General features: G+C 57.9%; 11 protein-coding genes and 2 pseudogenes. 6 read left to right on the plus strand and 7 right to left on the minus strand.

The window, feature by feature from the left end:
- Positions 1–317: 317 nt before the first annotated feature.
- Positions 318–1853, minus strand: coding sequence for a porin (locus ACFFWD_RS00515; RefSeq protein WP_376960352.1), 1536 nt, complete (start codon positions 1851–1853; stop codon positions 318–320).
- A 599-nt stretch (positions 1854–2452) separates the two neighbouring features.
- Between ACFFWD_RS00515 and ACFFWD_RS00520 the strand changes: the two genes are divergently transcribed.
- From ACFFWD_RS00520 to tnpC, 3 genes and pseudogenes are all read left to right on the plus strand, one after another.
- Positions 2453–3940: an IS4 family transposase gene (locus ACFFWD_RS00520; protein WP_376960354.1), complete on the plus strand. Its 1488-nt coding sequence runs from the start codon at positions 2453–2455 to the stop codon at positions 3938–3940.
- 150 nt (positions 3941–4090) lie between these two features.
- Positions 4091–4156, plus strand: a pseudogene (locus ACFFWD_RS00525) (hypothetical protein); the annotation flags it as partial.
- A gap of 139 nt (positions 4157–4295) precedes the next feature.
- Positions 4296–5110: pseudogene (gene tnpC, locus ACFFWD_RS00530) on the plus strand (IS66 family transposase); the annotation flags it as partial.
- Positions 5111–5524: 414 nt separating this feature from the next.
- Here tnpC and ACFFWD_RS00535 read toward each other — a convergent pair.
- On the minus strand, positions 5525–6025 hold the full coding sequence (locus ACFFWD_RS00535) for a reverse transcriptase domain-containing protein (RefSeq protein WP_376960356.1): 501 nt from the start codon (positions 6023–6025) through the stop codon (positions 5525–5527).
- Positions 6026–6351: 326 nt separating this feature from the next.
- Between ACFFWD_RS00535 and ACFFWD_RS00540 the strand changes: the two genes are divergently transcribed.
- Positions 6352–6519, plus strand: coding sequence for a hypothetical protein (locus ACFFWD_RS00540; protein ID WP_376960357.1), 168 nt, complete (start codon positions 6352–6354; stop codon positions 6517–6519).
- Between the two features lie 210 nt (positions 6520–6729).
- Here ACFFWD_RS00540 and ACFFWD_RS00545 read toward each other — a convergent pair whose 3' ends face one another.
- Together ACFFWD_RS00545 and ACFFWD_RS00550 are read right to left on the minus strand one after the other, a co-directional pair.
- A complete protein-coding gene (locus ACFFWD_RS00545; RefSeq protein WP_376960393.1) occupies positions 6730–7206 on the minus strand; it encodes an Lrp/AsnC family transcriptional regulator in 477 nt (158 codons plus the stop codon).
- Between the two features lie 357 nt (positions 7207–7563).
- A complete protein-coding gene (locus ACFFWD_RS00550; RefSeq protein ID WP_376960359.1) occupies positions 7564–7902 on the minus strand; it encodes an ATP-binding cassette domain-containing protein in 339 nt (112 codons plus the stop codon).
- Positions 7903–7992: 90 nt separating this feature from the next.
- On the opposite strand from ACFFWD_RS00550, the gene ACFFWD_RS00555 reads away from it, so the two are divergent.
- Complete coding sequence (locus ACFFWD_RS00555) at positions 7993–8802, plus strand: IclR family transcriptional regulator (protein ID WP_376960361.1); 810 nt, start codon at positions 7993–7995, stop codon at positions 8800–8802.
- Positions 8803–9654: 852 nt separating this feature from the next.
- Here the strand turns inward: ACFFWD_RS00555 and ACFFWD_RS00560 are convergent.
- The 3 genes from ACFFWD_RS00560 to ACFFWD_RS00570 all read right to left on the minus strand — a co-directional run bounded on the left by ACFFWD_RS00560 (position 9655) and on the right by ACFFWD_RS00570 (position 14756).
- Positions 9655–10575, minus strand: coding sequence for a dihydrodipicolinate synthase family protein (locus tag ACFFWD_RS00560; protein WP_376960363.1), 921 nt, complete (start codon positions 10573–10575; stop codon positions 9655–9657).
- 1302 nt (positions 10576–11877) lie between these two features.
- The gene (locus tag ACFFWD_RS00565) at positions 11878–13371 is read right to left on the minus strand and encodes an aldehyde dehydrogenase (protein WP_376960365.1); all 1494 of its coding nucleotides are present in this window, start codon (positions 13369–13371) and stop codon (positions 11878–11880) included.
- Positions 13372–13523: 152 nt separating this feature from the next.
- Entirely contained in the window at positions 13524–14756 is a 1233-nt protein-coding gene (locus ACFFWD_RS00570) for a CaiB/BaiF CoA transferase family protein (protein ID WP_376960367.1), read from the minus strand.
- Positions 14757–15222: 466 nt separating this feature from the next.
- On the opposite strand from ACFFWD_RS00570, the gene ACFFWD_RS00575 reads away from it, so the two are divergent.
- Entirely contained in the window at positions 15223–16506 is a 1284-nt protein-coding gene (locus tag ACFFWD_RS00575; protein ID WP_376960369.1) for a CoA transferase, read from the plus strand.
- Positions 16507–16509 lie beyond the last annotated feature (3 nt).

The raw sequence follows: 16509 nt of genomic DNA on the forward strand, positions 1-16509 counted from the left end.
ATCGTAAGCGCTAGGGCCAGACTCTTTATTCCTTGACTTAACGATGGCCGGTGGAAGCGCCAGGGTATGAGGCCCTCAATCTGGCTTTGCGGATGACCGTTGAGGATGATCTGCAGGGTTTCGCCCGATGTAGGCGACGGGATTGACGTTGCTGCGCTTGCAGGTCACCACGATGGAGACGAGCAATGCCCAATTTTCCGCTCCGACCTGGAGTCCTGCAAACAAAAGAAGGGCTCCCGCGGGCACGCCGGAGGCCTTCTTGGAGGCTAAACTTAGGTACAGGTGCCGCTTCTTCTCCTTGGCAATTGGACAGAGACTCAGAAGTTGCGCTGAACAAGGAGCCGGAACGCGAAGCTGCTTTGGTCCTTCAGCTCATACACAGCAGGCGGCTTTCCGATACCCGATTGCAGCGGCAGCAGCACCGTGCTTCCGGTCGCGTACTTTTGGTCCAGCATGCTGTAAGAGAGTTCCGCTAGGAAGGTTAGATTCTTAACCGGGGTCCACGAGGTTTTTGTACCGACAACGGCATAGTTGAAGTCGGGGTTACAGCCCGCAATCCCGCTCGAAAGCGCGAGGCCCGTGACGAACGCATTGCATATGTAGCCCTTGGCTGTGCTGTTATAGCGCACAGCGCCAATCCCACCGAAGATGCTGCTAGCCCAGTGTGGATCCCAGTTGTGGTTGTAGGCGCCGTTGAAGCCAAACGCCGTGGTCAACTGCTGGCCAGCGCCTGCAACGAACACGGAATCAGAAAGACCAGCAAGTCCGACGCTCTGGTAAGCACCCGCCAAATTAGTTCCAGCGTACCTCGCGTAGGTGGCCGACATATAATCGTTGAAGGCATAACGGCTTGCACCATTCGCATACACGCCTGACATGTTGATCGAGTCACCGGGGCCGGTCGGGATGTTCTTGATGGACAGTCCCAGCTGACCAGCCCAACCCCACTTGTCGTCCGGATGGCCGGAGAGTTCGGTCGCGCCATAGTAGGCAGCATGGTTGACATGCGCCGCTACGGACGCTTGGAAGAGGCCCCAAGCCTGGTCAACGCGAACCATCGCGATGAGGTCCGGAGCTACCGTACCCCCGATGTCGTTGCCACCGTACGTACCAGTCGCGAGACCTGCAGCCGTCGCTGCGCTCACGTTCCAGATGTTGGATGTGTCATGTTGGACTTGATCCTGGGCCGAGAACGAGGCCGTGATGCCTTGGCCGAAGTCAGCAGTATAGGTGAACTGGTTCACTTGGTCCCAGGGCCCGCTGCCCGGGAGTTCACTGTAGTTTCCGGGATACTCGCCCCAAGGCGTGGAGAACTGCGAACCTGCCTTACCGAACGTGAAGCCAGCGAACTGGATAAAAGCGTACCAAACGCCGAACGTACCGCCAGCGACAGCGCCCGGGTTCGCGTTGTTCGGCGCCGAAACTCCGCCGATCGACTGGTAAACGGTCGAGCCATTTCCTAGCCCGCTGTAGGTCCCCGATGCCCATTGAAAGACACCTTCAAAGTAGGTCCGAACAACGCCATAGTCGGTTGCGGTGCGCGTATCAATGCTCAGGTGTTGACGAGCGCGGGCCGTATAGTGATTGCTGAAGCGGTTCGCTGCACCACCCGGACCAAAGTCGGGGTTTAGATTGAAACTATTGGAGTTGAATTCTGCCTGGGCGCGCAGATACCCACCCAGCTTGATGCAAGTGTCAGTGCCCGGGATGTAGTAGAATCTAGAGCCATACAGAGAGCATGTCCTCACGTATTCAATCGGGTTTACCTTCACGGGAAGATCGGCAGCCCGTGCTCCACCTAGGGCGATCAGACTCGCGGCTGACCCGAGCAAAAGACTCTTCGCCATCTTCATAATAGTCGTCTCCAATTGTTCACCTCAAAAGTGGCCGCTCGATACCACACCGAGACTAGCCAATCTTCGTCCCCAATATTTCGGCCTAGGGCGCCGTATCGAACGTGTTAATGGTCCAGTAAACGCCCCGATACGAGCCAAGCCGCGACTTGCAGGATGACTTTGACATATTGCGTTCATGACCAAGACATAAGTTTGGGACGAAACGTACGGATCGCGCTTGTGCTCACGAGCGTGTGTTCGAATGGTGACACATTGGCGCGATTCGTACCTGTCAATTGGCTTGCCAATTTGGCTCTGACTCACTTTGCATCGCGCCGATGGAGCCGATATCCAGTCGGCGAAGCGCTCAGTGAAGATCTGGCGTCCGCACACGACGGCGTCGCAGCGGAAGGTGCGATCAAGTCTACGGCACGCAAGTGCGGCCGAGCTCGAGAGCTCCAGCCAAATCCCCCTGCGAGCGTATCCGTCCGGCGAAGCTTTCAATTACCCACAAATGCTTGATTCGATTGCAGTAGCCCTAATCGAAAAATCTTGAATCGGATGAATCGCTTGTGATTCATTGTCGAGCACCTGAATCGCGACGACGAGGTGCCTTGATGTGTTCAAGCGGAGCGACGTCTCGTTGGTCGGCCGGCCCGGATGGTCGCCAGGATGATGGTGATGAAAGCGTCGTCGAACACTGGACTGAGCGCGAGATCGACAAGACAGCTTTCAAGGATGCCCGTCTTGGTCAGCGATTTGGCGAGCCGTTGAAGCAAATTGGTGACGGCATGGGCGGGAGCATACCGTTCGCGTGCCAGGACTGGGCGAACACGAAGGCGGCCTACCGCTTCTTCGCCAACGAGCGCGTGGAGGAAGCCGACATCCTCAGCGGCCACTTCGCCGCCACACGCGCGCGCTACGATCATTGTACAGGCCCAATTCTCCTCATTCAGGACACGACGGAATTCTCCTACCAGCGCGCGAACACGAGCGCTATCGGCCTGACCAAGAGCGTCAACAGCGGCCGGGACAAGGATGGCCGTTGGCGCCATCACACGGTCTGCGGAATGCTGATGCATTCCAGTCTGGCCGTGACTGTCGAGGGCCTACCGCTGGGATTGGCGGCGGTGAAGTTCTGGACACGGAAAAAGTTCAAAGGCACAGCGCAGCTCAAGAAGAAGGTCAACCCGACCCGCGTTCCGATCGAGAAGAAGGAGAGCGTTCGCTGGCTCGACAATCTCAGGCAATCGATCGAGCGGCTCGGACAGCCGGAGCGTTGCATTCATATCGGTGACCGCGAAAGCGACATCTACGAATTGTATTGCCTGACGCAAGAGCCTGGCGCTCACTTCCTGGTCCGCGCCTGCGTCGATCGGCTGGCGGGCGATGGAGGTCATACGATTGCAACCGAGATGGAAGAGACCAGCGTCAAAGGCTTGCATTATATCGACGTGCGCAATGACAAGGGCGAGACGACGAAGGCCGCGCTGGAAATCAAATTCAAGCGGATCGCAGTCTTGCCTCCCATCGGGAAGCAGAAACGTTATCCAGCCCTCGACCTGACTATAATCCATGCCACCGAGCGCGGTACGCCAAAGGGCCGTAAACCGATTGAGTGGAAGCTCATCACGGACCTAGCCGTCCGCAGGCGCTCCGAGGCAATCGAGAAGATCAACTGGTACGCCATGCGGTGGAAAATCGAGGTGTTCCACAAAATCCTGAAATCGGGTTGCAAGGCGGAAGACTCAAAACTTCGGACCGCGGAGCGACTCGCCAATCTAATGGCGGTCTTCTGCATTCTCAGCTGGCGCGTCCTCTGGCTCACCATGCTCAATCGCATCGCCCCAGACGCGTCACCGAAGCTCGCATTGACGGACACCGAGATCGCATTGCTCGATCAACTCATCAGCGGCGCCAGCCATCGACGATGTCGCCCTGGAACCCTTGCATTTTACCTTACCAAGCTTGCACGACTAGGTGGCTACTTGGCCAGGGCCGGCGATCCGCCACCTGGAAATGTTGTCATCTGGCGCGGCCTCTCGAGACTCACAGATATCGAACTCGGCGCCGAAATCGCATCGGCTGGAAATGTGGGTAATTGAAAGCCGGCGAAGCCCGCCTTGCGCGATGCGAGGTAGCGGTGAAGACATAGGCGTATGACTGACCATACGCCTATTCCGAAGGTCTCCTGACTGGACGTCATTTCAACGGGTGCCCGGCGCCGCTGGACGTCGGAAGAGAAGCAGCGGATCGTGGCAGAGAGCTATAGTGGGCCATGGCTCGTGTCGGTGACGGCGCGGCGGCACGGGCTGTCTACGAGCCAATTGTTCACGTGGCGCCGGCTGGCCCGGCAAGGCCGGCTTGTCGAGACGGATGAGGCCAGGGTGTTTGCACCTGCAATCGTCAGCGGCGAAACTTCAGCAAGAAATCCGCCGCCGTTACCGGAACCGATAGTCCCTGCGGAGGCCTCGCAATCCTCACGATGTCCATCGCCGGGTCGGATCGCGATCGTGGATCGCGCATCAGCAGCTCATGATCGAAAAGCTGCGCCGCGAACTTTACGGCCAGCGTACGGGGAGCGCCTTCTCGACCAGAAGGAGCTTACGCTGGAAGAGCTTGAGGCAGCGGCGACGGAGGACGAGCTCGCGGCTGAAGCTGCGGCGGCGAGGACGTAACCGAAACGCTGGAGGTAATCCCGCGCCAGTGGAAGGTCATCGAAACGGTCCGCGAGAAGTTCACATGCCGGGACCGCGAGACGATCGCGCAGCCGCCAGCACCGTTCCATGCGACGCCGCGCGGCTTTATTGGGCCGAAGCTGCTGGCGACCATCCTGGTCGACAAGTTCGTTCAGCATTTGCCGCTGAACCGCCAGAGCCGACGCTTCAAATGCGAAGGGATCGACCTGTCGGTTTCGACGCTGGCCGATCAGGTCGGCGCCGGGGTGTGGGCCGCGATGCCGCTCTACCGTCTGATCGAGACCCATGTGCTGGCGGCCGAGCGGTTGCATGGCGATAGATGACACCACGGTGCCGATCCTGGCGTCAGCCAAGATCGTGACCGAGCGGATCTGGACCTATGTGCGCGACGATCGGCCCTTCGGCGGCCGTGCACCGCCGGCGGCGGTGTATTATGCCTCGCGCGACCGCCGCAGCGAGCATCCGGCTACGCATCTGCAGGGCTTTGGCGGCATTCTGCAGGCCGACGCCTATAGCGGCTTCAACGTGCTCTATGATCCGGCGCGCAAGCCCGGCCCGGTGACGCCCGCCCTCTGCCGAGTAGGCGGGGATGTTGCCATCCCCGCCCCTCACAGACCCGGACGAGCGGATTACCCGCATCCGGTTCTTCACGCGTAAGCTTCGCTCACGGGACGGCATATTGGTGGACGATCTTGGCTGTCGGCAGCGGGTGTCGCGCGAGCATGGCCCGGAAGCGCGACCACGGCAGATTGTGGTGGCGGCCACGCCGCGCAAGCCATTTCTTCCATATCCGTGTGATCTGGTGGTGATACCCTGATCCGTCGGCCGTTGCTGGAGATGCCGTAGTAGGCGCGGTGCCCCCCGGATCACCCGCGACAAGTGCGCGGGCTGTTCCCGGAACGGACGGTGTAGGTTGAGCCGACACCATTCCGTCACAGAGGCCAGCGCCGGGCATAACGGTCTTTTGCCGTTATCTGTCGGACGACATTCTTACCCTTCCTCGATTGGCCCCACACATGGGTGAAGCCGAGGAAGTTGAATGTAGTCCCCGTCGTCGCGGGGTGACGCCCATCCGGGCGTTTGAACCAGAAGTCTACGAAGCGGGTCGGTCTTGGTCGGATGGAGTTGAAGCCCGTACCGACCGAGCCGCTTACCCAGCACATTCAGCAATCGCTGAGCGGACAGATTGTCCTCGAAGGCGATCACCGCGTCATCAGCGTACCGGACCAGTTGGCATCGCCCCTTGAGCCGCGGTCGTGCCACCTGCTCGAACCATTCATCCAGCACATAGTGCAGATAGATGTTTGCAAGCAGTGGCGAGATCACGCCGCCTTGGGGCGTTCCGCCAGTCGTGCGGCGCAGGACGCCCTTTTCGAGCACCCCCGCCTTCAGCCATTTATCAATCATCCCCCGGACGACGCCGTCCGTGACTCGCTGATCGAGGAATCGGCGCAGGTGTGTGTGATCGATGGTGTCGAAGGAAGCCGCCACACACTGCCTATCACCATGATGTTCCAGCTTCAGTGACGATCACGCGCAAGCGTCACCCATTCGAAGGCCAGGCGTTGGCCGTGATCGGCACCATTAGGAGCGCGACATCCCCTATCTCCTCACAATTCTGCCGGATGGCAGTCGGTCGTTGATTCCGGCGAGCTGGACCGATCGGAAGGTGGAGCCACTTGGAGGCACGCCACCAATCGATGCCGATGACGCTGTCCACGATCTCGGCAGGTTCGGTGATTTGCTCCACTTGCGCAAGCTCGTCGACGCTCTTTGCATCCGGGGTGTCGAATCGGCGCCGTGCAAGGAGAGCCGCCATGCAATTGAACCTGGAGTTTTTCGATCAGCCCGATGTTCCACCAAGCGCGCCAGTCGCGTGGGAACAAATCGACGAAGCCGCCCGCATGGCGGCAATCGAGATTCTGGCGCGCCTCATCTCACGCCTGCTTCAGAACGGCCCGGCGACGGAGGCAAGCGATGAATGAGCGCGTCAAGATTACGTCAAGTCATCTGTCTCGACAGGAGGCTATCGTCTATCTGCACCAATCCAGCGCCGCTGTTCCGCGGCGGTGAGGGTTGCGGTCAGCTTGAGTCACGAACGCCTGTTTGCGAGCCTCTTGTCCAGCCGCTCGCGCAAGCGCGGACAGATCATGCTTGGTACTAGACCAGGCTGCCAGATGTCACGTCAAGATTGGTCACCAGCACGCGATAGAAGCCATTGGCAAACTGAAGCCCGCTTTGACCCGATCCAAAACAACCATGGTTTCAAAGCGCTTTATATCTGGATTTTCCTGTACAAGGCGTCGAGTAAAGTGCTCATATTCTTCCATACTATTTGCTGTAACTAGCACGACAAAGTCCGCCTGGCCCGTAACGTAAAATCCACTCATCACCTCAGTCATCTTGCAGATTGCCCGCTTGAAGCGATCAATGACGTCGGCCCGAGCGCGCTCGAAGGAGATGAGAACCAACGCGGTCACGTTTCGTCCTATCGCTTTTGGGGAAATTATTGATACGTCTGCTTCTATTACGCGTTCCGATCGTAGGCGCTTCAGTCGGCGCTGAACTCCTGATGCAGACAAGCCGACTTTGGCGCCGAGTTCTTCGCTACTGAGACGATTGTTGCGTTGGACGAGATCAAGAAGACGAGCATCGATCCTGTCGAGTGCCATGGCTGCGCTGCCGTAAATAGAGCATGATTGCTTGGCCAAGGCATTCGAGGTGATTCCGCTAAGTGGATCTGTCATTTCAAACCTCCTCCCTAATGTACGGCTTCACCCGAGAAGCATTGGGCAAAGCATGCAGTTCTTCATTCAATAGGGTTCCGACAGTCAGCGGCAGCAAAGCAGCAACCCTGCCCGCCCCCACCGTCACCAAAGAAGCGGATATTCGGCGTCCTAGTCGACTCTTCTAAATGGACCAATCCACGACGTACATGCAACGATGGCCTAGCGTCTCCATGACAAGGCCCCTCCACGTGGCCCTCGTCACCGACAAGCAGTACTTGTTGTCGTCCCTCCATCGAAGGCTCATTCGCTTGGAACCGGACCGACTGGTGGGCCGCCCCCTGTGCGGGCGGCGGGCGTTCCAGTTTGAACCGGCATTTTTAAGTTCCTCTTTTTCCGGCTCAATGTGAATTGGGGGTTTGGCAGCCCGGTTACTGGTCGAGCACCGATAAAGATTTGACCTGCGGTTGGCGTTGCGAACCCCGCAATCATCATCAGCGTGGTCGTTTTGCCGGACCCGCTAGGCCCGAGAAATGAGACAAACTCGCCAGCTTCGATCTGAACCGAAACCTCGCGAACCGCTCGTATGCTGCCGTACTGCTTACAAAGTCGCTCTAACCGCAGCGGCTCACCTTTGAGCATCGACAACCTCTGCTGTTGCAAATAATGCAATGATGTTGCATAATTTGTCAGGTGCGTGAGCGCTTGTCAAGTTGAGCTGAGGTGTCGTCGATGAGTTCTGGCAAACATTCCCCACGGGATCGCGACCGAGCCGGCGGCGAGGTTACGACCGTGCAGCGCGCATTAAATCTGCTGAGGGTTCTCGGCGCGAGTGAAAGGCCGATTGGCGTGAATGAAATCGCGCGCCGCCTAGGAAGGCATGCAAGCGCGGTTTCGAGGACTCTGGCGACGCTCGAACACAATGGATTCGTCGAGCGCGACGAAGAGACTGGACGTTTTGGGCTCGGAGTTGAGCTTATCGCGCTGGCGAGCAGACTTCTTGCTGAACTCGATGTGGTCCGCGTGGCGCGACCTTATCTCGAGGAACTTGCCGATAGCACGAGAGAAACGGCTTCGATCAGTCTTTGGAACAAGACTGAGGCTATCACCGTCGAGACCGTACTTGGCCCCGGATCGATCAAGCATATCGCGGCACCAGGGGGCCGCAACCCAGCGCACTGCACGGCTACTGGAAAAGCTATACTATCGCAGATGCCTGGCTCAACTCTGAAAGAGATTTTGGCGCTCGGCCTCGAGGCCTATACGGACCGGACGATCACCAAGGCGAGCGCGCTTGAGCGCGAGCTGCGCTGCGTTCGCGAGCGAGGATACGCGCTGAATGTAGGAGAGTTCATTCCCGAGATCGCCTCTATCGCGGCCGTCATCCACGATCGGAGGGGAAGAGCTGCAGCGGCGATTTCCGTTACCATGCCGCTCTTTCATTTTACCCCGCAAAGTGAACGGCAGCTGGCGCCTCTTGTTATGAATGCAGCAGCGACTATCTCCCGGCGTCTAGGATACCCCGGCGCTCGGTCGACATGATCAGCCAAACGAGACCCGGCTTGTTGGAATTGGTTGCAACTCTCCCCGTCCGTGACAGCCATTCTGAGATCGCGTGCAACCCGATGAATGTGCGCGCTGTGCTGTGTGCCGGCTAAGCTATGGAGAATCCCAATCGACCGCTCCGTCGTGGTCCGCTCAGCAGGCCCTCTCCCTTGCGCTTTTGGAGCACTCGAGCGCGAGGATCGAACGCCATGTAGATTCTCCAGGGGGCGGCTCATCGCAGGCCGGATAGATATCGGCGAGTTTGAGACGATGGACGCGTCCGTCGATCGCGTCGACAATGGCAAAAAGTCACCGTGACGTTGCCCTTGTCGCCGCGCTCGCCGAGAAGCAAACCGGTAGAAGGTCGCGAGCTCGAGGTTATGCAAGACCGTCTGGAATTCGATGGCCCAATTTTCTACAAGCGCATCGCGCAATGCCAAAGTCCGATGAGCGGTAGCTCAATGATAAGCCGATCTGACAGCGGCTTTGCGGCCTCATGCTCGTCGGCGGTATCCATTGCCACTCCTCCAATCTTGATGGAGGTGGGCTGCGTGTGGCCAATGATTGCTTGGCTGTCTGTCGATGGGGTCTCGCCGTCATGTGCGTCCGCTCGAGCACAGCCCGGACCTGGCCCTCGTTCTCGTCAGCGAGGGCGAGCGAGATTCGGCGGCGGTGGCGGCTATGTGTTCGATGAGCTGACGGCCGCCCGGCCGCGCAGCAGTCGGCCATAACTTCGGCCGCATCCTCGCCTGGCTAAGGGATCTTTTGGCGCATCCTTCTGACCGCTCTCATCACAGCCAGCACCGTCTCGCCCGCGCTCAAATCAGCTTCTTACGGACGACTCTCTAATCAGCGTACCAAGCCGGGCATGTCGAAGCCCAACGCGTCTAGGTCGCCAAGAAGCTTCGCCTTCTGAGCATCCGTCAACTCGACCAGCGGCGGCCGCACCTTCGACCAGGTCCGATCTTTGCTCCAATGGGCTATCGTCTGTTTAAGCCCAGGGATCATGGGAAAGTTATGAAAAGCAGCTCGGACCGCATTCAGATTCGCTTGCTGTGCATCCGAGTCATCGCGCTCCCACGTCGCATAAAGTCTGTGAATTGGACCGGGGTTAACATTGGCTGTGGCACTGATGCAGCCAGCGCCACCGGCCCGCATGTTAGCGAGCAAGAACGTTTCACTTCCTGCGAACACACCGAAACCTGCAGAAGCGAACGCCTCCAGCACGGCCTTTGTGTTGTTCCAGTCACCAGATGAGTCTTTGATTCCGGCGACAGTCTGCGGATATTTCTTCAGCAGCCGCTCAATCAATGCGGTACTTATCGGAATCTGTGATACGGGGGGAATATGGTAGAGATAAATCCTCAGCCTGGTATCTCCGACGCGCTCAACGACCTCAGAAAAATATCGGTACAACCCTTCGTCGGACACCTGCTTGTAGTAAAACGGCGGAAGCATCAAAACGCCTCCGCAGCCCAGTTTTACGGCGTGGCGGGAGAGTTGCACCGAGTCGGTTAGCGAACAGCAGCCAGTGCCGGGCATCATTCGCGCGGAATCAATCCCGGAATCGATCAACGCTCCTAAGAGCATCATTCGCTCTTCGACGCTGAGAGAATTAGCTTCGGAGTTGGTGCCAAACACGGCTAGCCCCACGCCATTTGCCTCTAGCCAGCGGCAATGGCGTACAAATCGATCGATGTCCGGACGCAAGTTCGAATCGAAGGGAGTTACGACGGGTGACAGCACACCCTTAATTGGTGGAATGCTCATTTTTCACTTCTCCAGCCAACGGTTCATCTAAGAGAACCTAGCGATGTCACCGCTGCTGGGCAACGAAGCGTGCGGCAACGCGATATATGTCCGTTCGTTGTGTCGATAGGCCCGCCCCGGTAGTGCTGGGAGCGGCTGCCGCAAAAGGTCAGACCCACTCGGATCTTTTTATTTTCTTCAGAGCACTGGTCTTCGTTTGCGAACCTCCCCAATATACGTTTTCTAATCGAAGAGGCAGTTTGATTTCCTGCAAAATTGCGGGGTAGCCTGCAATATCTGCCAGAATCGGGTGATTTCTGGCGTGAGAACGCCGGATTCCAAGCAGATGGATCGAAAAGATCCATCTGACAGCAGTCAGCGAAAAGGTTAATTTCTTTGCGCTGACAATACAGTCCTGATTCGGTTTTGGAAGCGGGCTGGGATTGTTGCCCGCCTTCCTTCGAGGCTTTTCAAGGTTTCGTACTGATCGCAGCAGGAATCCAGCTCCGTCAGCGCGAGACGTTCCAATCCTCGGCTTGCTCCACGAGAGAGGACCTTCGGAAAGACGAAACGCCGTCGCCTGACGGTGTACGCAGATTGAAGCCGGCCGGGGGATTTTGCCCCGTTCAACGGCGGGCCCTGATGCCTAGTGCCGGTTACCGCGCGTTGCGCCAGCACTTTGATGCGCGCGCTAATTGACAGTGCCGTGGATGCCGCTGATCAGGCCGCTCGCCGGAGTAGTGATGCCATCCAGCGCACTTACCGACCAGTTTGACTTTAGCGCCCATCGGTTGTCCCGACCCGCATCACGCCGTTTTGCGATGCGCGCCGCGACACGCACATCGCTCATTTCGTCTTTACGATGAACCGCCGGTGAGTGCGAAGCGAGAGGCAGGATGTGGGAATTTGGCATAGCCTGGCGGGAATCGGGAAGGAGACCGCAGTGATGATCTCGCCGTCGTTCAATGCCATTGCGAACTGGCCCTTGAAGTAATTGTCGGCTTCGATCAAACGCTTGTTGGTCTTGATCGTCGCGTTCGTGCCAGCACGCGGCCGGGCAGTCGGCTGCCGGATCGCTATTGGCGAGCGAACCGCCGATTGTGCCGCGATGCCGCAACCGCGGGACGCCGATCGTGTGCTAGCAAGATACGCCAACGCGGGATCGCTCTTTGCGTGTCGTCGGAGGTCGCGAAATCATAGTGCGATGTCGCGGCCGTGACAGTGACCGTATCTGGAGACCTCGATGCCGTTGAGGTCCTTGATCCGGCAATGGTTGAGAAAACTGACTGGTCAAGGGCAATTAGGCGAAACACCGGTCGACCCTCAAGACCGCAATACAAAAGGGTCCTGCGCGACTTCATCTAACTCACACCATACGCTTTTTGTTTGCAGGTACGAGTCAATGGCCTCAATGCCATTTTGGCGTCCAATCCCGCTCGCCTTGTACCCTCCGAAGGGAGAATTGAACGTTATGCCACGGTACATGTTTATCCACACCGTTCCAGCCTCAAGCGCACGCGCCATGCGATGAGCGCGTCGCAGGTCCATTGTCCAGACGCCGGCAGCCAGCCCAAATTGGGTGTCGTTTGCTATAGTCAAGGCCTCTTCCTCGTCATCGAATGGAATGACCGAAAGCACCGGACCAAACACTTCGTTTTGAGCAATGAAATCGTGAGGACGAACGTTGGTCAGGATTGTTGGCGAGAAGAAAAACCCATCTCGAAATCCGTCTGGTCTAATTCGCTCGCCGCCGAAGGCAACCTTGGCTCCGTCGGCGACCGCCCGCTGAACCATGACCTCGTTCTTCGAGAGCTGAGATCGGGTCGCAATCGGTCCCATCTGTGTGGAGGAGACAAGCGGGTCACCGATGCGGATGTCAGCGGCGCGCTCGACAAGCCTCTGCAGCAGTTGATCATGAATGCTGCGGTGGATCAGTGCGCGTGAACCGGCGACACATGTCTGTCCGGCTGCCGCAAAGATACCAGCAAGCAGCCCAGCTTCCGCTTGCGCCAAATCGGCGTCGGGGAAAACAATGCTCGCGCTTTTCCCACCAAGCTCGAGCGTAGCATGAGCAAATCGCGAAGCGGTTGACACCGCAACCTTGCGCCCAGCCTCGACTCCTCCGGTGAAGGCGATCTTCGCCACGCCAGAGTGGCTTACCAACGCCTCGGCAGTATCTCGCCCTCCCGTAATGACATTGATCACACCGTCCGGAAAATCGGCCTCCTTTGCAAGTTTTGCCGCCTCGAGCATCGAAGCTGATGTAACCTCCGAGGGCTTTACGACGACTGTATTGCCAGCAGCCAACGCAGGCGCGATTGCCATCACAGCAAGGAACAGTGGAGAGTTCCAGGGCATTACGACGCCAATAACGCCAAGTGGCTCCCGCATCGTATAGTTGAGAACTGACGTTCTATCGAGCGGAATCACCCGTCCCTCGATTTTGTCGGCAAGCCCCCCATAATAATATAACCAGTCCGGTACGATCCTTGCCTGCAACACAAGTTCGCTCGCCAGCTTACCGTTCTGTATCGACTCCAACCTTCCTAGGCGCTCTGCGTTCTCGGCGATCTTGTCTGCCCAGCGCATCATCATACGGCCACGTCGTGTGGGCGAGATTTTCGCCCAGGCCTTGCGAGCGCTCTGTGCTGCATGTACTGCTTCGTTGACGTCCGTCGGTGCACCTAACGCAAACTTGCCCCAGGCGCGTCCGGTCGTCGGGTTCTCGGTAACAAAGGTGGCACCATCGGCACTGGTCACGTCCGCACCTGCAATCCAATGCTGAAACCGCTGCTCAACAACTTGCGCAATGCTCATTAATGCCTCACTTCTGAGTTCGCTTGGAAGAACACTACTAAGGCTCCCTTAGCGACCGTGATTTTATCTCATCCTTAGCTACGGTCGCGGAAGGTGAATAGAACTCAAGCACGCCCCTTCGCTCGCGATCCTAGGTAGGCATGTGCAGGCCCCTAGATGACGCCAGCAGCGCGGGCCGCGAGGATCTCTTCAGCGCTCAGGCCCGCAAGCTTCGAGAAGACGTCTTGGTTGTCCGCCCCTAACGGACGACCGGTGTGCCTGAAAACAGGCGGAGTTTCTGAAAGGCGCGGGACTGGTGCGGGCACCACCAGTGCGCCGACACGCGGGTCCTCAACATCCAACAAGTTGCCTCGCGCCGCGTATTGAGGATCCTCGAAAATCTCGCGAATCGAGTAGATCTGAGCACATGGTACACCACCATCCCGCGTTCTACCAATGATGTCCTCAAGAGAATGGTTGGCCATCCATTGCGCAACGACTGAATTGATGTGTTCACGGTTTTGAACGCGCGTCGCGCTCGTCGGAAATTCCTGCGCGAGCTCGGGACGCTCCATCACGCTCGCGAATCGAGCGAACATCTTGTCACTAGTGCAAGCGAGCGCCACCCATTCGCCTGTGCCAGTGCGGTAGTGGCTGTGTGGAACGACGTTGACGGTATCCGCTCCCATGCGTTCACGTATCGTGCCGTACTTTGCGTAGGCAGGGGCAAGCTCGTCGAGTAAGCGAAAGACCGATTCGTAAAGAGCGAGATCAATGAATTGCCCGCGGCCAGTCCTGTCTCGGGCCCGAAGTGCAGTCAGCACACCTATGGCTCCCCACATTCCAGAGATGTAATCGGCCATCGATGTCGATCCAGGGACCACCGGAGGACCATCGGCTTCACCTGAAAGCCATGAGATACCTGCAAATGCGTGCGCGATACGCGCGAAGCCCGGTTCATCGCGTTTCGGACCGGTCTGCCCGTATGCACTGATCCGCAGCATGATCAGTCTTGGGTTTACTTCCCGCAGCGTCTCAAATCCTAATCCCCACTTTTCGAGGGTCCCCGGCCGGAAGTTCTCGAGAATGATGTCCGCCTTCGCTGCCAGGTTCTTGAACAGCACAACACCTTCAGGTTTGCGCAAATCGAGCGTCGCGGTTTTCTTGTTCCGCGCTTCACTCAACCAAACCAGACTATCCCCGCATTGACTGATTGTGCCAAACTGCCGCAACGGGTCACCTCCCTTCGGCTGTTCGACCTTGATAACTTCCGCACCGAAGTCGGCAAGAATTGTGCCGCAAAAAGGAGCAGCGACGAACGTCGCGATATCCAGAACACGCAGTCCTTCTAGAGCGCCTACGGATTGCGTTACGGCTTCAAAGGTGGGCAGTGGCAGGGAATCCAATTCGCACCCCTTCAGTTCAGCGACGAAGCTGCACCCTACGTCTGCGCCCCATAGATAGACAAATGAGTTTATGCCGCCGATTATGCAATCTGGCTATATAATGAGCCATCGTCCGTGCAAAACCGACCGTAAACGTGAAAAAGAAGCATGCAGTTCACCATGTTGCGGCTGCTAATGCTCAAGCGCGTGGTGCGTGTTGGAAATGAGCCAACTCAAAGCAAACCTGGCGCGGGAATTCTCTGGCGATGCACTGCAAGTCATGGCCGGGGCTTTTTTCGGCTCAACTTTCCGGGACGCGATCGCCGAAAAGCGGGGACTAGGACCAACCCGAGCAGATCGCGTTTAATCGAAGAAACTTCACAATCGGCAAGATAAGTCTGATTGTTGTGACCGTCGGTGAGGTTTAGGTAAGCCGAAACCACGGAAAATGCGGCAGCCCAGCTGACGTTGAACTGTGAAGAAAACGATGAACTATCACTTTTTGCATGGACTGCGCGTTGTCGAGAGCTCCGCATTCATCGCGGCGCCACTCGCTGGAATGACCTTATCGCAATTCGGCGCAGATGTAATTCGTATCGATCTGCCTGGCGGAGGAATCGACTACGCGCGCCAACCCACCGTCTCAGGCGGCAGGAGCCTGTATTGGACCGGCCTCAACAAGGGCAAGCGCTCATTTGCCGTCGACATTCGTCGGCCGGAAGGCCGAGAACTCGTCCAATCGCTTGTAACTGCGACAGGAGGTGGCGCCGGCGTACTGCTCACCAATATTGGTGCGTCTTGGCTTTCGCACGCCACTCTTTCGAAGCTCCGGCAAGACGTGATCACGTGTACGATCGAGGGCAACGCGGACGGGTCGACTGCGGTCGACTATACGGTAAACTGCGCCGTCGGCATTCCAGCGATGACGGGCAATGGATCAATCTCATCGCCGGTCAACCACGTTTTGCCCGCATGGGACATCGCCTGCGCGTACCAAGCGGCCTTTGCGATTACTACAGCATGGACCCAGCGGCAGCGGACCAGAGCGGGTGCCGAACTGCGGATCGCGCTTGCCGACGTCGCGTTCTCCATGCTGGCGCATCTTGGCATGTCTGCCGAAGCAGAACTCCTCGATCAGGAGCGTCCATCGCAAGGAAACTATCTCTACGGAGCTTTCGGTCGAGATTTTCCGACCCGCGACAAGCGCCGCGTCTATGTAGCGGCGATTTCGCTTGCACAATGGAAGAATCTCGTCATGGCTTGCAGCCTTCAGCAACCGATTGCCACCCTGGAGAACCGGCTTAGTCTTGATTTCGCCAAGGAAAATGATCGCTACGAAGCCCGAGAAGACATCGCTGCGATCGTTGAGTCATGGACGGCGTTGCGGACCCTCGCCGAAATCTCCGATCTTTTTGATCGTCAAGGAGTGTGCTGGGGCGTGTATCAGACCGTCCGCGAGGCATTAAAGAACGATCCGCGCATGAGCGAGGCCAACCCGGTATTTGCCCGGATCCAAACGCCGGGCGTGGGAGAGCACCTGGCTGCGGGAACGCCTGTACGGATTGCCCATTGTCCACGCGGTCCGATTGATCCGGCCCCTTTGCTCGGGCAGCACACCGACGAAGTACTGTTAGAAGTCCTGGGGCTCGATTCCGCTGTAGTCGGCAAGTTGCATGATTCCGGCCTGGTTGCCGGACCCGAGCGCGATCCGTGTGTAGGGTGGCAGCAAGTATTGCAGAGGGACACTGCGCAAGTGGATCCCAAGGAGTAGAAT

This window comes from Bradyrhizobium erythrophlei (genome assembly GCF_042430365.1).
Classification (GTDB): domain Bacteria; phylum Pseudomonadota; class Alphaproteobacteria; order Rhizobiales; family Xanthobacteraceae; genus Bradyrhizobium; species Bradyrhizobium erythrophlei.